This is a genomic window from Pseudomonas maioricensis (genome assembly GCF_022790535.1).
Taxonomy (GTDB): domain Bacteria; phylum Pseudomonadota; class Gammaproteobacteria; order Pseudomonadales; family Pseudomonadaceae; genus Aquipseudomonas; species Aquipseudomonas maioricensis.
In genome coordinates, this window is the sequence record NZ_LOHG01000015.1 from 62,820 (window position 1) to 88,273 (window position 25,454).

Annotated in this window: 23 protein-coding genes and 3 pseudogenes; 16 read left to right on the forward strand and 10 right to left on the reverse strand. The window is 55.6% G+C overall.

Features of this window, described 5'->3' with window-relative positions; translation table 11 throughout:
• The first annotated feature begins 126 nt into the window (after positions 1-126).
• Positions 127-798, forward strand: coding sequence for a heavy metal response regulator transcription factor (locus AUC61_RS20770; protein ID WP_243248021.1), 672 nt, complete (start codon positions 127-129; stop codon positions 796-798).
• A complete protein-coding gene (locus AUC61_RS20775) occupies positions 795-2,156 on the forward strand; it encodes a heavy metal sensor histidine kinase (protein WP_243248022.1) in 1,362 nt (453 codons plus the stop codon). The genes AUC61_RS20770 and AUC61_RS20775 overlap by 4 nt, the downstream gene beginning before the upstream one ends.
• Before the next feature lie 184 nt (positions 2,157-2,340).
• On the opposite strand, the gene AUC61_RS20780 is transcribed toward AUC61_RS20775, so the two are convergent.
• Positions 2,341-3,216 carry a sensor histidine kinase gene (locus AUC61_RS20780; RefSeq protein ID WP_243248023.1) on the reverse strand — a complete coding sequence of 292 codons (876 nt, stop codon included), beginning with the start codon at positions 3,214-3,216 and terminating at the stop codon, positions 2,341-2,343.
• Between the two features lie 143 nt (positions 3,217-3,359).
• Here AUC61_RS20780 and AUC61_RS20785 point away from each other — a divergent pair, with 143 nt between their 5' ends.
• The 8 genes and pseudogenes from AUC61_RS20785 to AUC61_RS26725 form a co-directional block, all read left to right on the forward strand.
• On the forward strand, positions 3,360-4,205 hold the full coding sequence (locus AUC61_RS20785; protein WP_243248024.1) for an AraC family transcriptional regulator: 846 nt from the start codon (positions 3,360-3,362) through the stop codon (positions 4,203-4,205).
• Between the two features lie 224 nt (positions 4,206-4,429).
• Positions 4,430-5,128, forward strand: a complete 699-nt coding sequence (locus AUC61_RS20790) for a substrate-binding periplasmic protein (protein WP_279291115.1) — start codon at positions 4,430-4,432, stop codon at positions 5,126-5,128.
• A gap of 109 nt (positions 5,129-5,237) precedes the next feature.
• Complete coding sequence (locus tag AUC61_RS20795; RefSeq protein ID WP_243248026.1) at positions 5,238-5,774, forward strand: hypothetical protein; 537 nt, start codon at positions 5,238-5,240, stop codon at positions 5,772-5,774.
• Positions 5,775-6,333: 559 nt separating this feature from the next.
• Positions 6,334-7,197 carry a hypothetical protein gene (locus AUC61_RS20800; RefSeq protein WP_243248027.1) on the forward strand — a complete coding sequence of 288 codons (864 nt, stop codon included), beginning with the start codon at positions 6,334-6,336 and terminating at the stop codon, positions 7,195-7,197.
• A gap of 26 nt (positions 7,198-7,223) precedes the next feature.
• Positions 7,224-8,279 carry a GGDEF domain-containing protein gene (locus AUC61_RS20805; protein ID WP_243248028.1) on the forward strand — a complete coding sequence of 352 codons (1,056 nt, stop codon included), beginning with the start codon at positions 7,224-7,226 and terminating at the stop codon, positions 8,277-8,279.
• Positions 8,280-8,287: 8 nt separating this feature from the next.
• The gene (locus tag AUC61_RS20810) at positions 8,288-8,458 is read left to right on the forward strand and encodes a hypothetical protein (RefSeq protein ID WP_243248029.1); all 171 of its coding nucleotides are present in this window, start codon (positions 8,288-8,290) and stop codon (positions 8,456-8,458) included.
• Between the two features lie 68 nt (positions 8,459-8,526).
• Positions 8,527-9,297 (forward strand): annotated as a pseudogene (locus AUC61_RS26720) (PAS domain-containing protein); the annotation flags it as partial.
• A 108-nt stretch (positions 9,298-9,405) separates the two neighbouring features.
• A pseudogene (locus AUC61_RS26725) lies at positions 9,406-9,840 on the forward strand (methyl-accepting chemotaxis protein); the annotation flags it as partial.
• Between the two features lie 335 nt (positions 9,841-10,175).
• Here the strand turns inward: AUC61_RS26725 and AUC61_RS20820 are convergent.
• Complete coding sequence (locus tag AUC61_RS20820; RefSeq protein ID WP_243248066.1) at positions 10,176-11,066, reverse strand: LysR substrate-binding domain-containing protein; 891 nt, start codon at positions 11,064-11,066, stop codon at positions 10,176-10,178.
• A 115-nt stretch (positions 11,067-11,181) separates the two neighbouring features.
• Between AUC61_RS20820 and AUC61_RS20825 the strand changes: the two genes are divergently transcribed.
• Together AUC61_RS20825 and AUC61_RS20830 are read left to right on the forward strand one after the other, a co-directional pair.
• Positions 11,182-11,616 carry a PACE efflux transporter gene (locus tag AUC61_RS20825; RefSeq protein WP_243248031.1) on the forward strand — a complete coding sequence of 145 codons (435 nt, stop codon included), beginning with the start codon at positions 11,182-11,184 and terminating at the stop codon, positions 11,614-11,616.
• 830 nt (positions 11,617-12,446) lie between these two features.
• Positions 12,447-12,917 carry a GIY-YIG nuclease family protein gene (locus tag AUC61_RS20830; RefSeq protein WP_243248032.1) on the forward strand — a complete coding sequence of 157 codons (471 nt, stop codon included), beginning with the start codon at positions 12,447-12,449 and terminating at the stop codon, positions 12,915-12,917.
• Between the two features lie 90 nt (positions 12,918-13,007).
• Here AUC61_RS20830 and AUC61_RS20835 read toward each other — a convergent pair whose 3' ends face one another.
• The 5 genes and pseudogenes from AUC61_RS20835 to AUC61_RS20855 all read right to left on the reverse strand — a co-directional run bounded on the left by AUC61_RS20835 (position 13,008) and on the right by AUC61_RS20855 (position 16,067).
• On the reverse strand, positions 13,008-13,226 hold the full coding sequence (locus AUC61_RS20835) for a hypothetical protein (RefSeq protein ID WP_243248033.1): 219 nt from the start codon (positions 13,224-13,226) through the stop codon (positions 13,008-13,010).
• Positions 13,227-13,483: 257 nt separating this feature from the next.
• Positions 13,484-13,666 (reverse strand): annotated as a pseudogene (locus AUC61_RS20840) (NADP oxidoreductase); the annotation flags it as partial.
• 297 nt (positions 13,667-13,963) lie between these two features.
• Positions 13,964-14,251 (reverse strand): DUF1330 domain-containing protein, encoded by a 288-nt coding sequence (locus tag AUC61_RS20845; protein WP_243248034.1) that lies wholly within the window; start codon positions 14,249-14,251, stop codon positions 13,964-13,966.
• A gap of 92 nt (positions 14,252-14,343) precedes the next feature.
• The gene (locus AUC61_RS20850) at positions 14,344-15,399 is read right to left on the reverse strand and encodes an aldo/keto reductase (RefSeq protein ID WP_243248035.1); all 1,056 of its coding nucleotides are present in this window, start codon (positions 15,397-15,399) and stop codon (positions 14,344-14,346) included.
• 71 nt (positions 15,400-15,470) lie between these two features.
• Entirely contained in the window at positions 15,471-16,067 is a 597-nt protein-coding gene (locus tag AUC61_RS20855; protein ID WP_243248036.1) for a flavodoxin family protein, read from the reverse strand.
• 113 nt (positions 16,068-16,180) lie between these two features.
• Between AUC61_RS20855 and AUC61_RS20860 the strand changes: the two genes are divergently transcribed.
• Positions 16,181-17,086: a LysR family transcriptional regulator gene (locus AUC61_RS20860; protein ID WP_243248037.1), complete on the forward strand. Its 906-nt coding sequence runs from the start codon at positions 16,181-16,183 to the stop codon at positions 17,084-17,086.
• 158 nt (positions 17,087-17,244) lie between these two features.
• Here AUC61_RS20860 and AUC61_RS20865 read toward each other — a convergent pair whose 3' ends face one another.
• Entirely contained in the window at positions 17,245-17,871 is a 627-nt protein-coding gene (locus tag AUC61_RS20865) for a TetR/AcrR family transcriptional regulator (RefSeq protein ID WP_243248038.1), read from the reverse strand.
• A 123-nt stretch (positions 17,872-17,994) separates the two neighbouring features.
• Between AUC61_RS20865 and AUC61_RS20870 the strand changes: the two genes are divergently transcribed.
• The 3 genes from AUC61_RS20870 (at position 17,995) to AUC61_RS20880 (ending at position 23,785) form a co-directional block, all read left to right on the forward strand.
• The gene (locus AUC61_RS20870) at positions 17,995-19,200 is read left to right on the forward strand and encodes an MFS transporter (protein WP_243248039.1); all 1,206 of its coding nucleotides are present in this window, start codon (positions 17,995-17,997) and stop codon (positions 19,198-19,200) included.
• A 227-nt stretch (positions 19,201-19,427) separates the two neighbouring features.
• Positions 19,428-19,991: a type 1 glutamine amidotransferase domain-containing protein gene (locus AUC61_RS20875; RefSeq protein WP_243248040.1), complete on the forward strand. Its 564-nt coding sequence runs from the start codon at positions 19,428-19,430 to the stop codon at positions 19,989-19,991.
• Between the two features lie 347 nt (positions 19,992-20,338).
• Positions 20,339-23,785: a GAF domain-containing protein gene (locus AUC61_RS20880; RefSeq protein ID WP_243248067.1), complete on the forward strand. Its 3,447-nt coding sequence runs from the start codon at positions 20,339-20,341 to the stop codon at positions 23,783-23,785.
• An 18-nt stretch (positions 23,786-23,803) separates the two neighbouring features.
• On the opposite strand, the gene AUC61_RS20885 is transcribed toward AUC61_RS20880, so the two are convergent.
• Positions 23,804-24,079 (reverse strand): hypothetical protein, encoded by a 276-nt coding sequence (locus AUC61_RS20885; protein ID WP_243248041.1) that lies wholly within the window; start codon positions 24,077-24,079, stop codon positions 23,804-23,806.
• A 341-nt stretch (positions 24,080-24,420) separates the two neighbouring features.
• A complete protein-coding gene (locus AUC61_RS20890) occupies positions 24,421-25,431 on the reverse strand; it encodes a zinc-dependent alcohol dehydrogenase family protein (protein WP_243248042.1) in 1,011 nt (336 codons plus the stop codon).
• Between the last annotated feature and the right edge of the window lie 23 nt (positions 25,432-25,454).

A 25,454-nucleotide genomic window follows, 5' to 3' on the forward strand; every position in this document is an offset into this window, starting at 1 on the left:
CGGCTGAGCAATTGCCAGCCATACTGCCCAAGCCTTCCGCACAAACTGATTGCCTGCGGATTACGTATTTGTAATGAGATGAGGCAGCAGATCGGCTTACGCTATGCACCGGTACCGGAGGACTCAATGCGTATCCTGGTTGTAGAAGACGAAGCGAAAACAGCGGATTACCTGCGCAAAGGGCTGGGGGAATCCGGCTATCTGGTCGAGGTGGCCCTGAATGGTCTGGACGGCCTGCATCTGATTCAGGAAAGCGAATTCGACCTGATCATCCTCGACGTCATGTTGCCCGGCCTTGATGGCTGGCAACTGCTGCAGATCATTCGTCGTAAACATCAGACGCCGGTGCTGTTCCTGACTGCGCGCGATGCCGTGGAGGATCGCGTCAAAGGGTTGGAGCTGGGCGCCGATGATTATCTGGTGAAACCCTTCTCCTACGCGGAGCTGCTGGCTCGGGTTCGCACTTTGCTGCGACGCGGGCCGCCCCGTGAAGTTGAACAGTTCCAGATCGCCGATCTGCATCTGGATTTGCTCAAGCGCAAAGTCACTCGCAATGGCGAGCGCCTGAGCCTGACCAACAAGGAGTTCGCGCTGCTGCATCTGTTGCTCAGTCGCGAAGGCGAAGTCCTCTCTCGGGCGCTGATTGCCTCTCACGTCTGGCAGATGAATTTCGACAGCGACACCAACGTCGTCGACGTCGCAATCCGTCGTCTGCGCGCCAAAGTAGACGACCCCTATCAGGCCAAACTTATCCACACGGTGCGTGGCATCGGTTACTTGCTGGAACTGCAGCAATGACCTTGTTGCCACGCACACTGAGCCTGCGTCTGGCGTCGATGTTCGCTTTGGTCAGCGTGCTGCTGTTGGGCGCGGTGGGGTTTTACCTGTATCAATCCCTGCAGCGCGAAATCACCTGGCGAGATGACCAGGCGTTGCTCGGGCGGGTGCAGCGCATGCAGGCCCTCATCACCGACAGCGACAGCATTGAGGCCTTGCGCAAGCGTCCGCAGCTTTACGAAAACATGCTCGGCAACCGCGATAACGTGCTGTGGATTGTCGATGACGCAGGGCATTTGCTCATTGATGTGAACCCGCTGTCTTTACCCGTGCCCGACTTGCCGCCAGCACCTTCGCCACAGTTGGGTGACAGCCCGGGCGATGAGTCGTTGCGACTGGCGTGGTTCGACGTGCCAGGCAGCGACCGACCTCTGAAGCTGATTGCGGGCAAGCTGGTGAATGAGCGCGAACAAATGCTCAGCGCCTACCGGATGAAGATCTACATGGCCTTGCTGGTAGGCGCAGTGCTGGCATTTCTGCTGGGCTGGATGGTCAGCCAGCGTGGCCTGCGCCCGGTACGACAACTGGCGACCCGTGCTGCTGCCATCGACGCACAACACCTGCATTTACGCCTGCATGAGTTCAAGGACGTGGGCGAATTGACTGCGTTAAGCCATGCGCTTAACCAGATGCTCGCCCGCCTGGAAGACGGCTTCGCGCAACTCACCCGTTTCAGCGAGGACCTTGCTCATGAGATGCGTACCCCTCTCAGTAATCTGATGGGCCAGACCCAGCAGGCACTGGGGCGCAGCCGCTCGGTTGAGGATTATCAGGACCTGCTGGTTTCCAATCAGGAAGAGTACGAACGCCTGGCGCGGATGATCGACAGCATGCTGTTCCTGGCGCGCACCGAGCAGCCAAAAACTTCGATCGCTCGTCAGCCGGTTGACGTGCAAGCCTTGGTCACGCAACTGTGCGATTACTTCGAAGGCACCGCCGAAGAGCGGGGCATCGCGCTGATCAACACCAGTCAGGGCATGCTAACTGCCGACCCGGAGTTACTGCGCCGTGCACTGGCCAATCTGATGGCGAACGCTCTGCGCTACGCCACACCACAGACCGCCGTGACTGTCGGCACCAAGCTGAATGCCACTGGCATCGACATCTACGTTCACAACGTTGGTGAGCCTATCGGCGCTGAACACTTGCCCCATCTCTTCGAGCGGTTTTATCGCTGTGATCCTTCACGTAATCAGCCTGGCGACTCGGGAGGATTGGGTCTGGCCATCGTGCGCTCAATCATGCAGGCGCATGGCGGACAGGTGAGCGTGACGAGTGATAGTGTGGGAACGGTGTTCAGGCTGACATTGCCTGCCTAGTGCGCCCCGTCGTCCAAACGCCGCACTGTCTCGCAGCAAACATATACCTGTAGGAGTGACCGGGGTGGCGATCCACATTGCTCGCGATAGCGGTAGATCTGTTGAGAAGATATCGTCTGACCTGACGCAATCGCGAGCAATGTGGATCGCCACCCCGGTCACTCCTACAGAAAAGGTTTTAAATTCAGTAAGTTATTTTCATGGTAGATGAGAGCAGCGTCGACTTTCCACACTGGCCCAGTTCGGGGATTGCGAACATGAAAACGGTTTCGCCAGTTCTGCTGACCGTGTGCCGAAGCGCTGTGTCGTAACGCGAGAGAATCGTTTCGCAGATAGACAGCCCCATGCCCATCCCGTTGGCTTTGGTGGTGAAAAACGGTTCACTGATGAAGGCTTGATAGCTTTCGGTGATGCCCGGACCGTTGTCGATCACGCAGATCACTGTCCTGTCCGTCATGGGATAGGCTGCCAGGCAAATCTGGCGACGGGCTGATGGCTGTGAACTGATCGCCTCAATGGCGTTAGACACCAGGTTACGCAGCACGAGATAGAGTTGCGTGTGGTCTGCCTGAACGCTGATGCCAGGCTGAAGGTCGAGTTGGATGGAAATGTCATGTTGCTGCAGTTCTCCGGCAAACCCCGCCGTGACTTCGGCTGCAAGTAAATCCAGCGGAACGTCGCAACACGTGCTCGCGCGCTGGGAATACGTTTCGAGCAAGGCGCTACTGATCTGGCCCATTTGTCTGGCGAGTTCCGCGGAGTCTCTCAGGCCTTGTAGCGCTTCAGCCACTTGCGGCTCATCCCGGTCCAGCCAACGAATCGATGCTTGAATATTGCACAGCATCGACGCGAGGGGCTGACGCAACTCATGAACCACCGCCGCCACGGCGCAGCCAGCGTGCGTGTTGTGGGCGAGGGGCCTATCAGTCAGATTGACGCCTGGAGGTGCCGCACGATGCACCGAAAAAACGGGAGAACTCTGCTGGCACAGGATTGCCGAAGGCGCTTGTCCTTCGACGCCCTGACTTCTATTCGATGACTGCCCCAGCGTGCGCGCCATGGATGTGGTTCCTGATCTGTAAGAATGAGCACTTTAGTGATCAGGATTGCGTCGAGTCTTGAAGAATCCTGCAAGTTTTAACTTTGCGCGTTAAATATTTGCGTACAATTGTTCGCTAGGCAGGTCTGCAACAGATTCTGGGAATGTCCATGCATGATGATTTCGACACCGGGTCAGGAAAAAACTCAGTCAGCGTCTGGACGATGGCTGATCTGTATAACGCCGAACTGCTGAAAGGCGCTTATTTCGACCATCGCTACCCTTGGCATACTCACGAGGAGTTCAGCCTGGGAATCGTGCTGGCGGGTGGCGTTTTTCTGCAGACATTACGATCGGACGGCATCGCCAAACGTGGCAGTTTCGTCTTGATCAACCCCGACGAACTGCACTGCGGGCGCCCCGATGTGGGCGGCTGGTTGTGCCGGACGCTACATGTTCACCCAGACGTATTCCTCAGAGTGGCCAGAGATAACTTTGGCATCACCGCACTGCCAACCTTCACCAGCCCGGTGGTCGAAGATCCGGTACTGAGTGGCAGTTTGCTGGAGCTGCATCGCCTTTCGGAAACCGCCTGCTCTGCGCTCGAACGCCAGTCGCGAATCACGGCGATGATCATCCGTTTGCTCGCTCATCACACCTGTCTGATTCAACTGCCGGAGTCGCGGTTCATCGAGCCTGCGGCGATCTCTCTGGCGCGTGCCTATCTCGACGAAAACCTATCGGACAAAGTGACCCTCGACGATCTTTCGAGAGTCGTTGGCCTACCGGCTTTCCAGCTGCTAAGAGCTTTTCGCCAGACGTGCGGAGTGACACCGCATGTTTACCAGCTCCAGGCACGCGTGCGTAAGGCCCATAAACTGCTGAAAAGCGGTGTCGGTCTGGCGGACGTGGCCATCTCTTCCGGGTTTGCAGATCAGCCCCATCTGACCCGCGTTTTCAAATCAATAATGGGCGCGACGCCGGGGCAGTATGGGCGAGGCAAGAGCTAGGCGAAGTCAGCCCTAGAACCTGTTCGGGCGACGGCCACACATTTTTCGCAAATTCTGCGCGACAAGTCTCGTCTTTGCAGCTGCCAGGCGGTCCGCTGCCTATTACGGTCTATGCTTCTTTTGATCGCCCAGGCCAACCCGTGCCGTGCACCGCTCACCAGGCAGACCATGTGAGACATTCGATATTCAGCGCAGCTCTGCTATGTCTCTGCCTGTCCCTCGGCATGCCCGCCAAGGCTGGGCCGTATCAGGTTGTCACCGAAGAGTGGGCGCCCTACAACTATATGGAAAACAACACACTCACCGGCATGACCACCGAAATCGTTCAGGCCATCATGGCGCTGACCGGCGATCAATTTGAGGTGGTGCTGCTGCCCAGCATGCGCGCCAGCTACGCACTGAACTCCCGCCCCAAAACCATCATGTACTCCATGTTCCGCACCGCAGAGCGCGAGCCGTTGTACAAATGGGTCGGCCCCATCGTCGAAGAGTCCATCCACCCCTACCAGATGGCCGATGCCGAGCCGCTGAATACCTTCGAACAACTCCGTCAAGCACCCATGGTCACCACCCGACACGCCGGCCTGGTGCCCGACACATTGCAATCCTTGAACTTCACCAACCTCGACAAAACCGCCACCCAAAGCGCCCAGCTCTACCGCATGCTGCTCGCCGGACGCACCGACCTGATTGTCGGCGACACCGACGCTGGAGTGGCTTATTACAGCCGCCAACTGAAAATCCCGCCCGGCACGCTAAGGCGAATACCGGTCGAGGTGTATCGCTCCTCGTTGTACATCGCGTTCAGTCACGACAGTGAAGATGAAGTGGTGACGAATTGGGCGAAGGCGTTGGAGGCGTTGCGCAAGTCGGGTGAGCTGGGGCGGATTCAGAAGCGGTATGAGTCGCTGGGCGAGCGGTGATAGCCAGCGTCTGTGCTAGATCCCGAGATGCCCTCAACGGACAGGTCGCTGATATGATCTGTGGCCGGAACCGCCTGCTGGGGGCGGTTGTTTGAGTACAGGAAGTCTCATGAAAAGAATGTTGTTCGGTATCTGCGTGCTGTCGCTGGCCGGTTGCGCCAGTTCTCCTGATACCTCCTTCAACCAAGCCACGCCTGGCTGTAAATCGGCCTCGACTCAAGTCAACGGCAAGTCGGTAGCCACGCAGTTCTGCATTAAAACCATGGCGTTCAAACCGTCACAGTACCGCGTGACCGTCAACGACCAGGTGCTGTTCACCGGCACGGATTACCAACGCGTCGCCTTCACCAAAACCATCAAGGAAGGTCAGGCCAAAGGCGGATGTGACGAACTGATCGAACTGCAAGGCTCAGGCTCCAAACCGGTGGCCGTGAAAGACCTGCCCGCCGACCTGGTTAAAAGCTGCCGAATTACCGCCGACGCCAACGGCAACTCCCAAGCCTTCAGCAAAGACGCAGAGTGCGACAAGGTGTTCTACACCGCGCTGACGCCACTGCTGGGCAAAGTGATCCCCGTAGAAGTAGCGCGCCAATGCAGCGTGGCGGTGGGTGAGCAGAAGGTGTTTGATCAGCGGTTTGATTTTTAAGTAGCCGTGATGGGGCAGGGCAGAAGAAGAGTATGAACTGAACGCCTCATTGATGAGTTTCGATAAGTAAATAGAACGAAATCAGGGCGGATCACTATCTTAAAAAATAGTGGATCTGACCCTGATCCTCATTTTAAACGGCTGCTTCTGACGGACAGCTGTTCGTCACGAAGGGCTGTTGCCGACCCAAAGTGGGCATTGACATCGTTAGGAACGTCTTAATCATTGCGCCTAGCACACGGCAATTAACCGACTACATTGTTTTATTCAGGTATGGATTAGCAGCGGGCGAAAGGGCTGAAAAAACAAGAGGATTGAGCCAATGTTGACATGCGTCCCTTCTTGAAAAGTGCCAAGGACTCCACAACCCAAACCTTCCGGCTAGCGCCCGTTGTGTCGTGGAACAAATTTGGTATGGATGAATGAATGCCAGTGGTGAGTGATACATTTATGCCTAGGCAAAAAGCCATCATTGGGCGGCATCCCTTGCAAGGACCGAAGGATAATAAGTACCGCTGCTTTACCCGGAAGCAAAACATTGAACTCAAGGCCTGTATCCATGGTGGGTGATTCTTTAAAGCAATCGTTGCTTAGTGTGGCGGATGATATCGAGCGGCACCCGCGATTTGAGCAAGCAATACGCATGCATTACCACGCATTGTTGGAACCATACGCCAAACGCCCGTTTTTTTATAAAAGTGCACTACAGTTCAATCGCATGATGGTGTCGTTTTCATTGCTTAGTCACTACTTCGATAACCCTGAGCCATTACTGTCTGAGGTCAAGGAAATCTGCGTAGCACGCAAGCTGTTTTCACCTAACAGCATCGAGTCGATTTTTCTAGTCCTCAAAGCATTGGGGTTCATTGAGCTGCGGCCGCACCTGACGGACGCCCGCCTCAGGCCTTTCAAACCTTCTTCTAGAGCCTGTAAGGAAATCAGGGTAATGCTTGCCTCAATGATCGATCCGCTGGCGGAGATGGGTACTGAAGCAGAGTCAATACGTCAGCTATCGATGCTGGATGATCATGGCTATCTGGCGGTTTACTTCAAGGGCATGTCGCAAATACTGGAACAGAATTTGAGCGTGGAATATTTGCTCCCTGAGTGCCACTGGTTGGTGAGGAGAGAGGGGGGGCATTTGCTGATGTTGGCTATTTATCTGGATGCGTGTGTAGGTGCCGACACGGCTTCAGGATTCAAGTCTTCATCTTATCTGGCGTTGGCGAACCCGTTGTTCGTCTCCAAGATGCATATTATTCGGCTTGTTCAAGAAGGTGTGGGGAAAAATTTTTTCAAGGTACACCCCAACTCTGTACTTGAAGTACTACCGGCTTTCGTAAACGTGGTCAGACGATTCATGTCGTTGTCTTTTGCCATGGCGCTGCAGTGTACGAATTTGAATCGGATTAACACAGCTTAGAGAGATTACCTTCTCTGGAGAGCACGATGCACAGGGATCTCAAGCTCCGGCCTCGGATAAAACAGTTACTGGCTCCTGCGGTATTACAGGCTGAATTGATAGGCGCTGCCTCGTGGCTATGGGTTCTAGCGGTCGAGTCTCTGTTGGATTTAAACGTTTTTACGTGCTTGCTCACGGCCAGTCTTGCCGGTGTGTGCATCGCTCATCGTTACGCTGCCTCGTTTCGTGTATGGCGGGTGTTGGGTGTTCTGTATATTTTGTTATTAACCATAGGTTTTCTATACGTTATCAATGCTAATCCGAAACTGACCCATTTCTTATTGCCGTTGGCGATAACTCTGGTCATGAGCAGTGCTCTGTTGTTTATATCGTTTCAGGATTATTTACTCTCGGCAGCCTTTGTCTGGCTGCTGACATTGCTGAACTGGCAGGGACGATATTCTGACCAGCTAGACATTTATATAGTGATTTTTTGCGTGGCCTCCATCTCTATAGGAGGGGCATTGAATATTTCCTATCTCAGAAACTTGAAAGCAGTATTGTCACTCGAAAGCAAGTTCAGAGAGTTGGCGCAAACGGATTACCTGACCTCCATTCCAAACCGTCGTGCGTTTATGGAGACATTCGCCGGGATGATCGCGGAGGATACGCCAGGCTATTTCATCATGCTCGACATCGACAGCTTCAAACTGATGAATGATCAACATGGTCATGATGTCGGCGACCAGATTTTGTGCTCGATGGCGGCTTGTCTGAAAACCACCAAGGGCAGCTATTGTGTCGGGCGAATAGGCGGCGAAGAGTTTGGCGTGTTAGTCGCAGTGCATGATCAGTCTATCGCGACCCATTACGTCCTCAGCCTATTGAATACCATCAGGGGCAGCCTTGAGTCGCCTTACCGCTATACCTGCAGCGCAGGAATGGCCAGGTTTTCAAAAGGGTCGACAATGACGGATGTACTCAAAGTTGCTGACAAAAACATGTACCTGGCAAAAAAAAATGGCAAGGACTGTGTTTATTTAGATGGCAAGCCACTTGATTCCGTACTGAGTGTTGATTTGAGACTTGAAAATCTTTACTAGGTGATGCGATGAGGTTTGAATTGGACGTTTCGGTCATGCCAGAACGTTACGTGTTGCGCGTTGAAGGTTGCACTTTGAAGTTTGAAAGTGAGCGGGCAGCCGAGCTTTTTGCAAGGTTGCTGGCCGGACAGGATGCCGTCCTGATCGTTTCGAAAATTGAAGTGTCTGACGCACACTAAACTCAATAATTTATGGGTAGCGCTCAGTATCGCTCGTTGTTTAAAAAGACACCATTAAAGGTATCGTCATGTTCAATAGTCGTCTGAAGAAAGCACTGAGCGATCAGGGTGCAGAGCTGCACCTGTTACGTCAGTTGTCCGAACATATGAATAAAGGAATGCTGTCGTTCAGACTGGATGCCCACTTCAATATTTGCGCTTTTAATCAACATTTTGCTCAGGCGCTGGGGTATCCCTTTGATGGTCTGGTGGGCCGCCCGGTGGCAGACATTATCGCGCCTACCGCAAAAAAAGGCGCTTGGCTTGCGGGTTTGAAAACAACGCTATCAACATCAGAGTCCGTGACCGATGACTATTACTTTGTCTGCGCGGACCGCAGTATCGTTTGCTTGAAACTGTATGGGTTCCCGATCAGGGACGAGAGCGGAATCCTTTCCTATGTTCAGTGCTACGGCAATGAGTTGAGCCAAAGCGTCCATCATGTGGCTGAAAACGCATCGTTGATTGATGCGCTGGTGAAATCGACAGCCGTGATTCAATTCGATCTTGATGGCACCATCATCACCGCCAATCAGCAGTTTTTACAAGCAATGGGTTACACCCTTGAACAGGTGAGAGGTCAGAGTCATCGTATGTTCTGTCACGCCGAGGAAGTTGCATCGCCGCTTTACGCTGCGTTCTGGAAGAAGCTCAATCGGGGTGAATATGAAGCCGGTCGCTTCAGACGCATGGATAGCCGTGGTAAGGAAGTTTGGTTGGAAGCAACTTATAATCCGGTGCATGACAGCGACGGTCGTTTACACCGAATCGTCAAGTTTGCCAGCGTGGTGACCCGCCAGGTCGCCCGAGAAAATGAAGTGAGAGAAGCAGCAGGCGTAGCCTATGATATTTCGCTGCAGACTGACGTCAGCGCCGAACGTGGGGCATTAGTGGTTCAGCAAACCGTGCAGACCATGCAAAAAATTGCCGAGCAAATGCAATCAGCCACAAAAAGTATCGAAGCGCTTGGCAAACAGTCACTGATCATCAGCTCAATCGTGCAAACGATCAGCGGCATTGCCTCACAGATCAATCTTCTGGCACTCAACGCCGCTATCGAAGCCGCCCGAGCCGGTGAGCAAGGCCGCGGTTTTGCCGTCGTCGCCGACGAAGTTCGTCAACTTGCCAGCCGCACCAGCAGCGCCACCGAAGAAATCGTCAGCGTCGTCCTGCAAAACCGTAAACTGGCCGACCAGGCCATAGAAGAAATGGCCAGCAGTCAGGAGCAAGCCGAACAAGGCTTTGCCTTTGCCAGCCAGGCCGGCGAAATGATCGTCGAAATCCAGGGCGGTGCCAAGGAAGTGGTGGCGGCGGTGAGGCGGTTTGTGAATGAGATGAGGTAAGGCGTAGCGGTTGCTTTCTGCCGGTTTCGCACCAAGCTAATGCCCCCGTTTCGGATGACCAGGTGAGGAACAGGCAGAGGCTGACGTTCAGAACCGGGTAATGCAGTATGCCGACCGCTTCCTGCCGAAACCAACCGACTATTCGACGATCCCCAACCACCTCATATTCGCCTTAGTGGCGCTAGAGCACGCTGTCGCTACTCCCTTGTTCGGGGGCAGTTACCCCTAAAGTGGCTGGCGACCCTGACGCCCATGTATTCGGAGATTTCCGTTAGTTCCGACCGGCCGCTCCTGGCCGACTGCTGCCTGTCGTAAGGGGCAGCAAAAAAGTATCGTCACCCATCCTGTAGAGCGGCACCTGCCAGCCACATCAGGAACGCACTCACATGCACTTGCCGCTCACGTCCTGGCACACACACAGCAACGTAACGCGGACCAGACAGGCTTACTTCTGGTCTATAGGCCACTAATTCTCCATCCCTGAGGCTGTCGGCTACCAGTACATTGCTTGCCAGCACCAGCCCATGACCCGCAATCGCAGCGCTCAAAGCAAAATGCTCATCGTCGAACTCGCGCATCTGCGCCGTTTCGAGCCAGGCCTGGCATTCTGCAGCCGCGCACCAGCTTTCCCAGTTGATTGAAAATGCTCCCGGAATTTTCCAGTGCAGGTTGATCAGTTCGATCTGATCTACATTCAGCGAGGCCATCAGACCTGGGGCACCGTAAACCGAGAATCGCTCGTTCATTAGCTCCAAACAGAACAACTTCGGGTCATCGCGGCTGACCGCGCGAATAGCAAGATCGATGCTGGAATCACGTAGCAGATCGACTAGTTCGTTACGCGTATCGACCCGCACATTGACTTGTGGAAAGCTCCGATAGAACCCACCCAGGCGTGGAATCAGCCAGGCGGCGGCCAAGCCCGGCGTAGTGGAAATGGTTAGGGTTTGGGGAACGGTGTCCGGATAAAAAGCCTCCAGGCTGCGGCGAATGTCTAACAAGGCGCGATGAGCCTGGCGATATAGCAACTCGCCCTCTTCGGTTAATGCGACACCTTGTCCAGCTCGCTCGAACAGCATCGCTCCGAGGCGGGCTTCCAACATCCTGACCTGGTGGGAAATGGCCGCGGGGGTGACTGAGAGCTCCTCAGCTGCCGCTTTAAAGCTACCCAGTCGCGCAGCCGCCTCAAAGGTGCGCAGCGCGTTAAGCGGAAGAGTCGAAAACACGCATCGTTCCCTAGATGAATTGAATTGATGGGTATTCAATTTATCTCATTTTTCTTAGTGCGTAAGGAGCGATACCGTCGCAGGTATTCGATCAATCCACCCTTCGGAAAATACCATGCAAGGACCTTCGCGAAAAATTCTTCAAGCCATCCTCTATGAATCAATCGCTGTTGCGGTGCTATCGCCCAGCATCTCGTGGATATACGACGAAGGTTTGGCCCATGCGGGTGCGCTGTCGGTGATGTTATCGGTGTGTGCGCTGCTGTGGAACGTGCTGTTTAACTACGGTTTTGAAATCTGGGAAGCGCGTCAGCCACAGCGTGCTCGCACGTTGGGCAGACGCTTGCTGCACTCACTGGGTTTTGAGGGTGGTCTAGTTCTAATGTTGGTACCACTGGTGGCATGGTGGCTGGAGATTTCTTGGTGGGCTGCACTGGTCACCGATCTGGGGCTGTTCGTCTTCTTCTTCTTTTACGCGCTGGCGTTTCAGTGGGTCTTCGATAGGACGTTTGATGTACCAAATTCCGCGAAGGGGGAAAGTTTCGGTTAGCCCATAATCCGCGCGGAATCCAGATTCGCCAACCTGTAGCAGCACTAGGATTTGTGCATGAAAAATACGACCAAAGCGATTAAGAGCTATATCTTCGGTAAGGATGGAAATCGGCCTGACTTGTTACGACGTGCTTTCAGTCTAGACGCAACTCTTAACGTGCTAGTGCAGACAAGCACCATCGTATTTCCTCCCAACGTCTAGGGGCGCGAAGATATTGCTGAAATTCTGGCAAGCGACTTTAGCCTAAAATATGAGAACGTTTATACATTCTGCTTCGGTGCCCCTCCGAAACCTGAGGCAAATATTCATAAGTGCAAATGGCTGGTTGGCATGTCAACAAAAGCGACTGGAGAGTTACGTGTAGGCTGTGGGGAGTATTATTGGAGCTTTTCACCGCAAAGGGGCTTGGCCATTCAACTGTCCATTACTATCGAACACATGTTGGAGTGTCCTTCCCAGCCTATGCGGAAATAATGGATTGGCTTCAAGATCGCAGTTACCCATGGTGTGAATCTACCGATATGCTTGATTCGGCACCGCCACTCACCTGCCTCCAGCCGGTTCTTGCCTACGTTGCTACATGATCCCTATCGATGTATACGTAAGCGTTTGCCGCTTCCGGACCTCATGACGGGCAGCAACCGGCCAAGAGCGGACTTTTTTGGGCTCCCCCTCGCTCCGGTAGACACCTGCATGAGACGCTTCGACCTCAGCAGACCTATTCCTGCCGTGCTGCGTAACTCACTTGCAATAGACACGCTCAGTGCGAATCGAGTAGTGTCTCAGACGAATTAGCTTAATCGTTATGCACAATTTGATTCCGGAAAATGAGTGAAGAAACTAGAAATTGGTATATCTATATTTTGAAGCTTGAACTGAACTCATGGTACGTGGGCACAGCTAAGGGGTTGAGATCAAGGCTGCGAAGCCATGGTAAGAAAAGCCCTTATTCTACGTTAAAGAAAAAGGGCGTTTTCAAATATATGGAGAGCGGCCTCACGGGAAAGAGAAAGGCAACTCATTTACATGCGGCTTTTCGATTAATTGGCGATTGTTTCTGGGTTGCAGAGCTTGAAAATACTATCACCGTAGCTTTGGGGCAAAAGTATGGTTTCGATAAAGTTAGGGGTGGTTACATAATTCATTCTTGGGATTGCGAGCTAAGTGACATCAAGGTGGAAGATCTAATTCGACGATTTAGTTGCAGTGATATTAGGTTTAAATACAAGCTAAACGAAATAAATTTAGCTCAAGAAAAGCCATTTGTCTTCCCGCTTACTCGGCGAAGGAATACATAGCAAGGCATTCAAGCACGCGCGCCGGGACGCGCTTTCAGCGCGCCAGCCCAGCCCCAGTGAAACTGTCCGCTATTGTCCGAAAGCTGACGCTTAGTGAAGTTGGAAAAGCTCCAGGATCAGGCCCGAAGCTTTCGTGCCGTCAGCCTCGTAGAGACCGCGCAGCGAAGCTTGATCGGAGAGTTTGTGGAGGTTGAAATAGTTATAGAAGGCTTGGCCCAATCGCTGATGCTCGAAGCGCCCTATCGCGAACAGCCGGATGAACTCCTCATAAGCTGCTCGCTCAATCTGCCAAGACAATTTGCTTTCCATCTTCAGACAACCACTGTAACGGGACTTAAGCGTACGAGCGGTCTGTGAATCTTTCCAGCTCGAACCTTTTACACGGACAGACGTCTTTCCGCCCGCTCGTGGACATAGAAAAAAAGGGGGGCAGGCCACCCTTATTTCAAAGGTGTTCTGACCCTGATTTTCTGCCGCTGCTACTGAGAGCCATGAGGATGCAGTGCTTGAAGAGGAGAGGGTTGCACAAAAATCTCTCAAGCGAGGCCGGGTTACCGGCCTGCTTGTCAGTCGTGTTTGACGAGGTTGAGGCCGGGTAAGGGGCCACCCGGAAACTGCGCGAGTTGGCCTTGCTGCAGGCCTCTCAGATCAAGGCCGTAAAAGCCCAGTCTGGATATGAGCTCGGCGACTTGCGACTTAGCCTCTGCGTCGTCACCGGCGTAGAACAGCATCCGCTTTCCACCTTCAGCTACCCCACGTAATACCCGCTTGTACTGAGAACTTGACAGTATGGCCCCGCCATCTGATCAACAAATATCAAGGCACTTGGAGGAGATGCTGGTTCGCAAACGCACCGTTAAGCATCTCGGCGGGACGCTTGAACAGTGGATGGGCGCTACCCATTTTTTTGACGTGACAGCTTGAGGGCGTCGGTGCTGAATAAAAAATGACCTCGGCAGAGTCAGGGAGGCAAAGCGGCGCCGAGGGCATGGAAACATTAGCTACAAAAGGGCTGTCGAGCTTTTCAGTGCGTCTGGTGGACCAGGTCAAAAAGCCCCTTCGAGAATGACGAACGTACCCGTCGCCGCATCAACGCGCAGGGCCTTCGCTGCTTGGTATTCCGCGCTTTGATAGAAACGCTTGGCGTCAGCAAACGAGTCGAACTCGATTATCACATGCCGTTCATAGGCTTCGCCTTCGAGGTTTTCATAGTTTCCCCCGGCAATCATCGTCGGCTTGAAAGGTCGCATTGCTTCGCCTGCGGCTTTTGCATAGACGGCGTAGGCAGCGGGATCCGTAATGCTCACGTGCCCGATCAGATATCCTTTTGGCATGCCTGTTTCTCTTTCAGTGGGTATGTTCAATTCAATGCAGAGCGGTTAATACATCCGCCTGCGGCAAAGGTATTGATGGGTGGTCACATGCCTTACTTCGACGCCTCTGGCGTGAAAGGTACCGGGCGCCTGCTGGCATCCTGGTGATCAACCATCCAGCCCGGATAGTGAGGGGGCAAAGCACTCGCCGCATCGAGACGCGCTAGCTCCTCGTCGCTAAGAACGACATTGACCGCACCCAGGTTATCTGCGAGTTGCTCAATCCTTTTGGCACCAATGATGACGCTGGTGACGTGGGGTTTGGCGAGCAGCCAGGCGAGCGCAACTCTAGCGACGGAGATACCGCGCGCATCGCCTATGGCGCGCATTTCTGCGACGCAACGCCAGGCCTGATTCAAATCAACGGGTGGAAAGTCGAAATGACTGCGTCTCGAACCTTCTTCGGTTGATGCTCCGGGACCGAACTTCCCCGAGAGCAATCCACCCGCGAGAGGCGACCAGACGAGTAACCCCATTTGCTCTTCGATAACGAGTGGCACCAATTCACGCTCCACGTCACGGCCGGCAATCGAGTAATAGGCCTGAAGCGTCTCAAAGCGTGTGGCATTCAGTGCTGCGCTCAGCCCTAGCGCCTTGCCGATCTTGCCGGCATGCCAATTCGAAACACCGACATAACGGATCAGCCCTTGGCGCGTCAGGTCATCGAGCGCCCGCAGGGTTTCTTCAATCGGGGTCACAGAGTCACTGGCGTGAATCTGATAAAGATCGACGTGATCGACTTGAAGACGTTCCAGGCTGCGTTGTACAGAATCCATGATATGACCGCGCGACGCCCCTTGATCATTGGGTTTCGAGCCAGCGACACCCGCTGTTTTGGTCGCCAGTACGATCTCGCTGCGTGGCACGCCGATGTCTCTCAATGCCTGGCCAAGGATGCGCTCAGACTGGCCGAAAGAATAAATGTCGGCGGTGTCGATGAAATTGATTCCTTGCGCCAAAGCGTGGGCGATCAAACGGTTAGCTTCATCTTGATCAACCGCGCCGATCGCAGCCCACATACCAGCGTCCGCATTACCTCCCAATGTCATCGTCCCCAGACACAGCTCCGATACATACAGGCCCGTGCGGCCAAGTCGGTTGTATTTCATGGCTCCCCCTCAAGATTCGGTGGATGAAAGTCAGTACAGCAGCAAGCCAGCATCGTCAGCACGCGTCGATCTCAGGTGGCCTGAGATTTCCCGCATCGGAACTGACTGGCAATAAGTGCGACGCGTGCGCCGTACAGCCGTGCTGTGTCTAGATCTCCAGGCGACATCTCTTCCGGGGAAGCATCGGCAGGTGTCTGCGCCATGGGGGCTATATAGGAGCCCATACGATTCAAGTCGTCGCGTTTCGATGCTTTGACGTTCGCCGGTTTGATATCCAGGCCAACCCAGACTCCGGCGTGCTGCCCGGACAGCAGGAAGAAATACTCAAGTGTGTTGAGCTTGTCGCCGTTGACGCTTGCACTGTTGGTAAATCCGCCAAAAATCTTGTTTTGCCATTTACCTTCGAACCAGGGCTTGGAAGAGGCATCCGCGAATTTCTTGAACTGCCAGCTAGGGCCGCCCATGTAGGTGGGCGAGCCGAAGATGATTGCATCTGCATGAGCCAGGGTTTGCCAGGCATCTTCGGGAACATTGCCCTCGGCATCGATTGCAACCAATACAGCACCGGTGCCTGCACCTTCGGCGACTGCCGCGGCCATGCGAGCTGTGTGGCCGTACCCGGAGTGAAAAACGATGACAGTCTGGATAGGCGTGGAAGTTGAGTACATGAGCGCTCTCCTGTGTGCGATTAATTACCGGCTATATGGGAGCTACTCTACTGAGTGCAAAATAAGCTATAAAGCGCGTGAATCTAAACGCTCTGTTACTTTTTTGGTGAACAATGCCGAATCTCCAGGCCCTTCTGATTTTTGCCCGCGTTGCGGAGATGATGAGTTTCACCCGTGCCGCTGAGAGCCTGGGAATTCAGAAGGGACGGGTGTCGACGGTGATTCGCGGGCTGGAGCAAGAGGTGGGGGCGAGCCTCTTTCACAGAACAACGCGAAATGTGCAACTGACTGAGGATGGACGCGCCTTTTATTCGCGTGCACGAGACCTCCTGGCCGAGGCTCAGGACCTGCATTCCATGTTCGCGAACAACGGCGCGCCGCTGAGGGGGAGATTGCGCGTAGATATGCCGACTGAGCTGGCGAAGACTGTCGTGATTCCCGCTCTGCCGTCGCTGCTCAACGCTAATCCTGAGTTGGAGCTTGAGCTGTCCAGCACAGATCGTCGGGTCGATCTTGTACAGGAAGGGTTCGACTGCGTCATCCGTCTAGGGCCGATTATTGACGACACGCTGATCGCCCGCTCACTTGGCAAATTGCGCATGATGAACGCGGCGAGCCCTGAATATCTGGCGAAATACGGCATACCCCTGACGCTCGACGATTTGCTCAGCCAAGGTCATCAGATGGTTCACTACACGCCCATACTTGGCGCCCGACCTGCTGGATGGGAATATCCGGAGGGTGATGGTTATGCGTCTCTGGCTCTGCCAGGCACCATGCAAGTTAATAGCGTGCAGACTTATCATGCTGCGGGGCTGGCGGGAATCGGACTGATCCAGGCTGGGTATCTGGCACTCGCGCACCACATTAAAAACGGCGACTTGGTGGAAATTCTGCCCGCTCTACGTCCCGAACCGCTCGCTGCGTCGCTCGTAGTCGCGCATCGGCGTAACCTTTCCCAACGCGTCCGGGCCTTCATGGCCTGGATTGAGGACGTTCTGGAACCCTATTTTGATTAGCTGCCTGAGTGGGAGCCGCAGGGCTAGTCATTGAGTTCGCTGCGGCTGCATGTAAGTCGTGCTCGGGATGCTTCATAGGGTGGTCGTTAAACAAATGACCGCTAATGGTTCAGGTGCTGCCTGAAGCATTACGGGATTCTCTGTGAGCAGGGGTGGGATCATTGACCATCGGCCACAACGCGCAAGCTGTCCCACAGGCCCATTATTTGCGTGACGCTGGCGTCCAGCGTGGCATGGGAAATGCCGTCGCGCGCGAGTGTCGACAGGCCCAGCATAAAACTGTCGAACGTGGCGGCGAGCGTCTCCGGGATCACCGTTGCAGGTAGTTCGCCTGCACCAATGGCGCGTTCGACACAGGCCACTAAACCCGCTCGGTTCAAGTCCCTCGCCCGTGCAAGAGGCTCCGAAATGGCTTTGCTTTCGTCCGTGCAGGCGCTCATCAAACCCAACGACACCAGGCAGCCTTTGGGATGATCGGGCTCACACTGCATTTTCGCTGAGCGGCGAAGGGTGAGTTCGATCGCGTCTCGGGGCGGCAGGCTTGGATCAAACAGGCTGTCAGTCACTCGTCCGTGAGTGGCGAGGTAACGCTCCATGACCTCATTGAACAGGGCCTGTTTCGAGCCAAACGCTGCGTAAAAGCTGGGCGCGGTGATGCCTCCGCCGATATTGGCCTTCAACTGGCTGAGCGATGTCGCATCGTATCCATGCTCCCAAAATAAATGCAGCGCCTGAGTGATTGCTACGTCACGGTCAAACGTGCGCGGACGTCCCATTTGTGCCATGCCGGATTTCCTCAAGATTGATCAAAAAAGCGATTTAAATACTAATCGATACATAAGTCGTTGACTACCCAGAGCATGCCTGCCTATATTTATACCGATCAGTATATTAGTGGGTGGAATCGAATGGCTACAGATGAGATACAGCGCGACAAACTTCCTTTCGGGGCATTGCTGGCACTGGCGATGACCGGGTTCATTTGCATCGTGACTGAAACGTTGCCAGCGGGTTTGTTGCCCGAGATCGGCAGTGGTCTGGGCGTCTCCGCATCGTTTGCAGGGCAGATGGTGACGGTCTATGCGTTGGGGTCACTGCTGGCAGCCATCCCGCTGACCATCGCCACTCAAAGCTGGCGGCGCAGAACCGTCCTGCTGCTGACGATTGTCGGTTTTCTGGTTTTCAATTCCATCACCGCAGTGTCTTCCAATTACTGGCTGACCCTGGTCGCGAGGTTTTTCGCGGGCGTCTCTGCGGGTCTGGCCTGGAGCCTGATTGCGGGTTACGCACGTCGCATGGTTGTCCCGCAATTGCAAGGCCGCGCGTTGGCAGTAGCCATGGTGGGAACGCCCATTGCCTTGTCGCTGGGCGTACCTTTGGGCACCTGGCTGGGTGGATTCATGGGCTGGCGCATGGCATTTGGATTGATGTCCGGGATGACTCTGTTGTTGATCGTCTGGGTACTGATCAAGGTGCCGGACTACCCAGGCCAATCCTCCTCACAGCGCATGGCATTGCGCGAGGTGTTTTTCACGCCCGGCGTGCGCTCGGTGCTGGGCGTCGTCTTCACCTGGATGCTGGCTCACAACATTCTCTACACCTACGTTGCGCCGTTTGTGGCCAAGGCCGGTTTGGCGAGTGACGTTGACTTGGTATTGCTGGCATTTGGTGTCGCCGCGCTAGCGGGCATCTGGGTAACGGGACGGCTGGTTGATCGTCACTTGAGAAAAAGCGTATTGGCCAGCCTCGCAACCTTCGCGTCGGTTTCGGTTTTCTTCGGCTTCTTTTCAGCCTCAGCCTTGGCCATTTATCTTGGGGTCTTTATCTGGGGCCTGACCTTTGGTGGCGCCGCCACGCTGTTGCAAACCGCACTCGCCGACTCGGCAGGCAAGGGCGCTGACGTCGCGCTTTCCATGAACGTTGTTGTGTGGAACAGCGCCATCGCAGGCGGTGGGCTACTGGGCGGTGTTCTGCTCGGCCAATGGGGCGTGAGTGCTTTTCCCTGGATCTTGGTGGTGTTGATACTGCTGAGTCTGCTCATTGCATCGCGCGCGCGAGTTCATGGTTTTGCAGAAGGGGACAGGCAGTCCGGTGCAATGGTTGTGGGTCATTGATGCGAGGGCAGCATTACGCTGCCTTTCCTGTTGAATCGGCCTGTTCGATTCCTCGCACACAAATGTGAAATCCCCTGTTTTCCGGTCTTCATTCAGACCCGGCGTGGTCACGAGAAATCCGGCTGAACTTTCAAAACCGCTCCGGCCTCACATCTTCAACGCATGGGTTGAATCATTAGCCGCATGCTTGATTTTTATCACCTTGATACGAGGACCGAGTGACTACTATGAGTAATCAACTGACAGGCAAGAAAGTACTGTTCATCACCGCCAATACAGGGATCGAGCGCGATGAGCTGATTAAACCGCTTGAGGCTCTCAAGGCGCAGGGTGCTTCGGTCACCCATGGCTCAAGCGACGGCGGTACTGTGCAGACTTTTGTCCAGGACACTGAGAAAGATCGCACGGTCGAATCTCAGGTTGCATTGGCCGGGCTCAAAGCGGCGGATTTTGATGCGCTGGTTATTCCGGGCGGTACGGTCAATGCCGATACTCTGCGACTGGATGAAAACGCCCAGCGTCTGGCCAAAGAGTTCGCTGATGCGGGCAAGGTAATCGCTGCGATTTGTCATGGGCCGTGGTTGCTGATTAATGCTGGGGTTATCACTGGCAAGACCCTCACTTCCTACCCGAGCGTCAAGCTCGATCTGGAAAACGCCGGTGCTGCCGGTTGGGTTGATGTCGAGGTCAAACAGTGCGGGGCCAATGGCTGGACACTGATCACCTCGCGTACGCCCGATGATATTCCGGCTTTCAACAAGGCTATCGCTGCGGCACTTGAGGTGGTTTGAGGCTGCAAATACATTAGCGGGATGCTGATGCGAAATCCTGATGTGTAGTGTCGCCCGAGTAGCATATGGCACTGTTCTGCGCGGCCTCCGGAGATTTATCACGGGCCGCGCCGGTCGATCTCAAATAGAGCTAAGCTGATTTTCAGATGACGAGGTCAACAAGGGCCTGACCGAACTGTGCTCGGTGGTCGCATTTCTGCATGCCTCGACGGGATGCCCTATATAATGCCTTTTTGGCATCATTCATCGTGAGGCCTTCCCTGGAATAGAGTTTCTTTGGACGTCGTTGGGAGATCTGTTTGCCATCTGTTCCGGTAGATTTTGGCGGTGATGAGCGCTTGTCCCATGTGCTGAATGCCAGTGAGCGACTGGCTGCGGCAGGATCAGTGGACGAGGTTGTCGCCGTGCTCCGCGACACGGCGCGTGCGGCTGTCGGGGCGGAGGGTGTCGCGGTCATCATTGAGCATGACGGTCGTTGTTCTTATGTGGCCGAAGATGCGGTCTCTCCGCTCTGGCAAGGCCAGACTTTTCCGGCTGACCACTGCATTTCAGGATGGGTTATGCATCACGGTGAGACGGTCGCCATCCGTGACGTCCGGCTTGATCCGCGCATCCCGCAGGACGCCTATGCGCCGACTTTTGTCCGTAGCCTCGTCATGGTGCCTATCGGTAGGCCTGCTGCGGTCGCAGCACTTGGCGCCTACTGGTCTGACATTCGTACCCATGACCCCGATACGATCAAACGGCTGGAAAGCCTGGCGCGCCTGGCGACGATTGCCATCGAGAATGCGCGCCTTACTCAGGCACGCAATCGCGCTGCCGCACTCGGGGCCGCACAAAACCGCATCCTGAAACTGGCTGTAGAAGAGACACCCCTCAACTTCGCACTGGATGCAATCGTCCGCGAGGTGGAAGCGTTGTCCACGTCTCGTTTCTTGGGCAGCATCCTGCTCCTCAACGAGGAGGGTCAGCAACTGCAGCATTTCGCAGGGCCGAGCCTTCCCGACGCATTCAACGGCGCCGTCAAAGGCAGCATCATCAGCCCGAATTCTGGCTCCTGCAGCCCTGCGGCCCTCAGGAACGAGCCGGTGTTTGGGGCCGATATCGCGAATGACCCGCTTTGGGCCGATCTGCGGGAGTTGGCCATCGCCCATGGCCTGCACGCCTGTTGGTCCATCCCGATCCGTTCGGCGCAGGGCGTCGTGCTCGGCACTTTTGTCATGTTCCACCCTGAACCACGTGATCCGCTTTCGTCGGATATCGAGATCGTCGACTTTGTTGTCCACACGGTCGGGCTCGTTGTGCACCGTGCTCAAGCGAAGGCCGCGATCCAGATCAGTGAGGCGCGCTACCGCCAGATCGTCGAGGGTGCGGAAGACTTTGCGATTATCACCTTTGATGCGAAAGGCGCTGTGACGGGTTGGAACATCGGTGCCCAGCGTGTCGTCGGCTACTCCGTCGATGAGGCAGTGGGCCGCGAGGGCGATCTCTTCTATACAGACGATGACCAGGCCGCGCGTGTATTCCAGCGCGAGCTCGAACTCGCCAAAGAGCAAGGTCGGGCTGTCAACGAACGCTGGCACGTTTGCAAGGACGGTACGCGTTTCTGGGGTTCGGGACTGATGATGCCGCTCGCTATGAATCACGGCGGCTTTATGAAGATCTTCCGTGACCGCACGGCCGAGCACCACGCAGAAGCGGCGCTGCAAGAGAGCACGGCACGACTGCGCTTTTTTGATGAGCTGGACAGCCAGCTTTTCAACATCCATCGAGCTGAAGACGCGATGCTTGCCGCGACCGAGCTGCTTGGACGAAAGCTAAACGTCTCGCGCTGCGCCTACGCGGATGTCGATATCGATCACGACCGATTCTGGATTCGCAGTGACTACAATGCGCCCGGCGTCCAGAGCTCTGTCGGAACCTATAGCCTCGACCTTTTTGGCCCTCGGGCTGCGGATGATATGCGCGCTGGCAGCACCTTGGTCATTCGCGACGTCAGCGCAGAGATTAGCCGGGGCGGGGGGCTTGAGGCCTTTCAAAGCATCGGTGTCGAGGCGATCATCTGTTGCCCGCTGGTAAGGGACGGTCGACTGACGGCGATGATGGCGGTTCATCAAAATCAGCCTCGAGACTGGTCTTTTTCCGAAATATCCCTGGTCAGGGAAGTCGTCGAGCGCTGCTGGGCGTATGTCGAACGGGTGGGTGCCGAGGCTCGCCTGCGCGAGAGCGAGGAGCGACTGCGCCTTGCTGTCGAAAGCGCCGATGTGGGCTTCTGGGATGTTGATCTCGTTCATGACACGCTGATCTGGCCGCCACAAACCAAAGCGATGTTTGGCATTTCGTCTGACGTGCAGGTCACGCTGCAAGACTTCTACGACGGTTTGCATCCCGAGGATCGAGAGGCAACGATCGAGGCCTTTGCAGCGGCTGTCGATCCTGATCGCCGCGCGCTCTACGAAGTGGACTATCGAACGATTGGCCGGGAAGAGGGCATCGTCCGCTGGGTGGCGGCCAAGGGGCGGGCCGTGTTCGATGCGGCTGGCCGCTGCCTGCGTTTTACCGGCACTGCGGTTGATGTCACCGCCCGCAAGGCCGCCGAGGAGGAGTTACGGGAACTCAATGCCACGCTCGAAGCGAGGATCGCCAGAGCCATCGCCGAGCGGGAAGAAGTTCAGCAGGCGTTGCGCCAGAGTCAGAAGATGGAAGCGATGGGGCAGCTCACCGGCGGCGTAGCCCATGACTTCAACAACCTGCTCACCCCGATCGTCGGCACGCTCGACATGCTTCAGCGAAGAAACGTAGGTGGCGAGCGAGAGCAGCGGCTGATCTCCGGCGCTTTGCAATCTGCCGATCGTGCCAAGACGCTTGTGCAGAGGCTGCTTGCCTTCGCGCGCCGTCAGCCGCTTCAGGCCGTCCCGGTCGATGTGTCGAAGCTGGTGAGCGACATGGGCGATCTCGTGGCCAGCACTACCGGTCCGCAAATCAAGGTAGTCGTCGATGCAACAGCGGATCTGCCTGCGGCGATGGCGGATCCAAACCAGCTCGAAATGGCACTCCTCAATCTCTCGGTGAACGCGCGCGACGCGATGCTTGAGGGAGGGACGATACGGATATCTGCAAGAACGGAGGTTGTCTGCACGGGGCACCGTTCGAAGCTCCCGGCTGGCGAATATGTTTGCCTGTCTGTCGCGGACACCGGCACGGGGATGGACGCGGCCACGCTCGCTCGGGCGGTAGAACCGTTCTTTTCAACCAAGGGCGTCGGGAAGGGGACTGGTCTGGGTCTCTCGATGGTGCATGGCCTGGCATCCCAGTTGAACGGCGCGCTGACGATTCAGAGCTCGCCTGGTCTGGGAACAAACGTGGAGCTCTGGCTTCCACGCAGCATGACCGTGCCGACAGCAGCCGTGCGCACTGTCGAAACTCCAGAGCGACAATCGGTGCGTGGCGTCGCGTTACTGGTCGACGATGAAGAGCTTGTGCGCGCAAGCACTTCGGACATGCTGGTCGACCTGGGTTACCGCGTCATCGAGGCCGCGTCAGGCGAGGAAGCTGTGCAACTGCTGGACGCGGGGCAGCCGTTCAACCTGATCGTGACGGATCACCTCATGCCTGGCATGAGTGGCACCGATCTGGCCAGGGTAGTGCGTACATCCCGGCCTGAGGTTGCGATCCTCCTGGTCTCTGGCTATGCCGAGCGTGAAGGGCTTGACGCAGATATCCCGCGCCTCAATAAACCGTTCCGCAAGGATGAGCTGGCGGCCAGTCTGGCGCAGCTCGGCGGAGAGTCCTGAGACGGCAACAGCCAGAGGTCAGGTAACCGGGGTAACGTCATTCTGTAGTTCGCTTAAACCTTTGGGGCTTAAATAAAGAGTTTCCAGAGCAGATACCTCAGCCAGTTGCTGCGCCGAAAGTGCTTTTTCTTTCCCCTCAAGCCGCACGCGCAGGTCGTCTGCCATATCGCTCGGTAGCCCCTGTTTTAGCGCCACACGCAACAGCCCGCATGCCTTGACTTTGTTACGTTCGAAGCTCCGCCCATTATCGAGATGAAAGACTACGAGGCCATCTTCATAAGCAGAGGCAATCAAGACAGTGACGCTTTACGGGCTGCGCCACAGGGTGATGAGGAAGGTGACCAAAAGAGATGTCGCAACGCAAAGGCTGAGAGCAACTAAAGACCGGCACAATTTCGAATCCATCCGTGAAGCGTAGCGAGGGAGTTTATCGAAGCTTATTGGTGCTTTCCATGAGGGGGGCGCTTTGGCCGATTGCTGCCGGTCCAGAATTGGCGGCCGGTAGTCTACGCCCCGATAGCTGCTGGTGTTTGGCAAGACCAATCCCCGCTTCTATCGCCCAGAGCGGCCACCGCTGCATGGCTACCACAGCCACCCGTCGCACGACGACCGCCACTTTGGCGTTAGGTACTGAGTCAGGAAACCTTGATGACCACTTTGCCGAAGGCGCCTCTTGCCAGATGCTCGAACGCTTTGTGAGCGTCGTCGAACGAGTAGATCTGGTCGATCACAGGGCGAATCGCGTGCTTGTTGAGGAATGCGTTCATGCGATCAAACGCCGAGCGAGGTGCCACGGCGATGCCTCGGATAGTGGTCTGGCGAAAGATCAACGGCATCAGGCTCAGCGTTGTGGTCTGCCCTGTCAGGAAGCCAATTTGCGCGATCTTGCCAGCGGCTTTGGTCGCTAAAATCGACTGGTTCAAGCCCTCACCTCCGGCGACGTCCAGCAGCAGGTCGACGCCCTTGCCATCGGTGAGTTTTAGAACGTCCTCTTCCCAGCGCGGACAGGTCCGATAATTGATGCCAGCCACGGCGCCCAACTTCTTCACTGCTTCAAGGTTAGTGTCGCTGCTGGAGGTGACGATTACCTTGGCTCCAAGTGCCGTTGCTAGTTGCACGGCGAAAATCGACACGCCGCCGGTGCCCTGTACCAGAACGGTCTGGCCTGGCTGGATCTGACCGTAATCAACCAATGAGAACCATGCTGTCAGCGCTGCGATGGGAAGCGTCGAGGCTTCCTCGTCGGACATGTTGTCCGGCGCAGGCACGGCGCTGTCTTCGTGAATGATCATGTACTCGGCCAGGCCACCGGGCAGGGGCATGCCGAAGCAGTAGGCGGGTTCGTCCGGCCCGGGCGCACCGTCTATCCAGCGCGAGTACAGGTGCGAGTTAACGCGGTCGCCCACCTTGAACCGGCTTACGCCTTCACCCACGGCAACGACCGTGCCCGAAGCATCGCTGACCGGGATCAGCGGTTTCGGCACCAGATGAGGTTCGTAGAAACCATCGACGATGGCCTTGTCGCGAAAATTCAACGACACCGCACCGACCTTCACCAGTAACTCGCCAGCTTTGGGTTCAGGCGTAGCCGTTTCGCCGAGGGCCAGATTATCGAGACCAAAGTCTTTCAGAAGCCATGCTTTCATGGGTGTATCTCCAATGGGATGAG